Consider the following 2,543-nt stretch of genomic DNA (forward strand, 5'->3'; position numbering starts at 1 on the left):
GCGTACTCGGATAGCAGGTCGCAGTGACGGATGCGCGACCGCGTCAGCCGATGCGGCGTCAGTGTGCGTGGTCGATGGCGGCGGCGCGGTCGCGCGATCCGGTCACAGGTGCCGTCCGGCCGGTGGGCAATCCGTGGAGTCCTCGACCGCCGGGTTGTGGAGAAATCAACTAAATCCCCGCTGGGTTGTCCCGACTGTGAAGAGCGTCGGCTTCCTCTCCTTCGGACACCGGTCCGACACGCCGCACTCGCAGACGAGAACGGCGTCGGACGCGTTGCTGCAGGCCGTCGACCTGGCGGTGGCCGCCGAGGAATTGGGCGCGGATGGCGCCTACTTTCGGGTGCACCACTTCGCCCGGCAGCTGGGGTCGCCGTTCCCGCTGCCGGCGGCGGTCGGTGCCCGCACCTCGCGGATCGAGATCGGCACGGCCGTGATCGACATGCGGTACGAGAATCCGATGTACACAGCGGAGGACGCCGGAGCGGCGGACCTGGTCTCGGGCGGGCGGCTGCAGCTCGGGATCAGCCGCGGGTCACCCAGACAGGTCATCGACGGGTGACGGTACTTCGGCTACCAGCCGAGTGAGGGCGACAGCGACGCCGACATGGCGCGCAAGCACACCGAGGTGCTGCTGAAGGCCCTGGACGGCAAGGGGTTCGCGCAGCCGAACCCGCGGCCGATGTTCCCGAACCCGCCGGGGCTGCTGCGCGTCGAACCGTAATCCGAGGGCTTGCGGGAGCGGATCTGGCGGGGCGCAGGCTCCAACGGCACCGCGGTGTGGGCGGCACAGCTCGGCATGCACCTGATGAGCTCGACGCTGAAGAACGACGAGGGCGGCGCGCCGTTCCACGTGCAGCAGGCGGCGCAGATCCGGACCTTCCGCGAGGCGTGGAGCGAGGCCGGATGGAAGCGTGAGCCGCGCGTGTCCGTCTCGCGCTGCATCTTCGCGCTGACGAACGACATGGACCGCGCGTACTTCGGCCGGGAGGGCAAGAGCGCCGACCAGATCGGGTATATCGACGCCGACACGCGGGCGATCTTCGGCCGCACGTACGCTGACGAGCCCGAGACGCTAGTGAAGCAGCCGGCCGAGGACGAAGTCATCGCAGAGGCCGACACGCTGCTGCTGACCGTGCCCAACCAGCTCGGCATCGACTACAACGCCCACGCGATCGAGAGCATCCTCACGCACGTCGCACCGGCGCTTGGTTGGCGCTGATCAACCTCTGGTCGAGCCTCGGGCCGGGCTCGCGCGCCCGTGAGCGGTACGCGGGACGGTAATGCGTTCACATACGGCAAGGTGGCACTGGGATGCTGGTCGGGTGGAGCCCGTGGAGATCCAGATCGGATTCGACCCGCGCCTGCATCTGTTCCTCGGCTCCACCCGCCGGGCGGCCGGGGCAAAGGTGCGCTGCGACGGCGTCTCGTCGCTCGGCCACCTCATCGAGCCCCTCGGCGCGCCGCTGACCGAAGTGGGTGCCCTGCGGGTGGGTGGCAGGCCGGTGGCCGCCGCGCATGTTCCAAGCGCGGGGGAGCGGATCGAGGTCGACGCGGTCCGCCTGCCACAGCGGCCGCCCCACGCAGGCGTGCCGCCGCGCTTCCTGCTCGACATCCACCTCGGCACACTCGCCCGCCGCATGCGGCTGCTCGGCCTGGATGCCGCGTATGAGAACCCGGATATCGGCGACGGCGCCCTGGCGGCCAAGTCGGCGGCGGAACAGCGGATCATGCTGTCGCGCGACCGCGGCCTGCTGCGCCGCCGCGAACTATTCGCCGGCGCTTTCGTCTACAGCCACCGCCCGGCTCAGCAGCTTGACGAGGTACTCACCCGCTTCGTCCCACCGCTCGCGCCGTGGACGCGATGCACCGCCTGCAACGGCGAACTGCGCCAGGCCGCGAAGGAGGCAGTGCGCGGCCGGGTGCCTTCAGGTACTCAGCGCACGTACGAGACGTTTGCCGAATGCTCCGCGTGCGGTCACACGTATTGGCGCGGCGCGCACGCGGAGCGTCTCGACGCGATCGTGCAGCACGCGCTGCGGCACATGAAGGACGCGGAGTCCGCCGCGAACGCCGCCGCCTAAAGGGCGTGTACCAGCAGCGCGATCTCAGCGAGCAGCGGGAAGCCGCCCTGAACTGCGGCGGCGCGCAGCTTCGTGCGGTCGCTGAGCACCAGAACCAGTGCCGCGGCGAGCATCGATCCGGCCGCGAATGCGACCAAGCCGATCCCGGCTCGGCGCTGCGTGCCCAGCAGCGCGAGCCCGAGCACGACCTCGATCGCCAGGAACAGGTTGTAGAAACCCTGGTTGAACGCCAGGGGCCTGGTCGCCGCAGCAGTCTCGGCGGTGACCCCGAAGGCCGCCCGGGTCGCCGGGCGCTCCCAGCGCAGCGACTCCAGCACGAAGATGTAGATGTGAATCAGGGCGGCGAGGCCCGCGAGCACGAGTCCGGTGATCAGCACACCGACACTCTAGGGCCGGCGGGCGCGCAGAACCGTCCGTCGAATGGAGAAGGTCGGCGTGCCGGTTCCGCTCGGCGCGGCTGCA

Annotated in this window: 2 protein-coding genes and 1 pseudogene; 2 read left to right on the forward strand and 1 reads right to left on the reverse strand. The window is 70.1% G+C overall.

Going from position 1 to position 2,543, the window contains the following annotated elements:
* Positions 1 to 196: 196 nt before the first annotated feature.
* Positions 197 to 1,219: pseudogene (locus VGZ32_RS28560) on the forward strand (LLM class flavin-dependent oxidoreductase).
* 103 nt (positions 1,220 to 1,322) lie between these two features.
* A complete protein-coding gene (locus tag VGZ32_RS03140) occupies positions 1,323 to 2,081 on the forward strand; it encodes a Mut7-C RNAse domain-containing protein (protein WP_326884258.1) in 759 nt (252 codons plus the stop codon).
* On the opposite strand, the gene VGZ32_RS03145 is transcribed toward VGZ32_RS03140, so the two are convergent.
* Complete coding sequence (locus tag VGZ32_RS03145; protein WP_326884259.1) at positions 2,078 to 2,458, reverse strand: DUF1304 domain-containing protein; 381 nt, start codon at positions 2,456 to 2,458, stop codon at positions 2,078 to 2,080. The two genes, VGZ32_RS03140 and VGZ32_RS03145, sit on opposite strands and share 4 nt — an antisense overlap.
* Between the last annotated feature and the right edge of the window lie 85 nt (positions 2,459 to 2,543).

The organism is Actinocrinis sp. (assembly GCF_035938995.1).
Classification (GTDB): Bacteria; Actinomycetota; Actinomycetes; order Streptomycetales; family Catenulisporaceae; genus DASZGI01.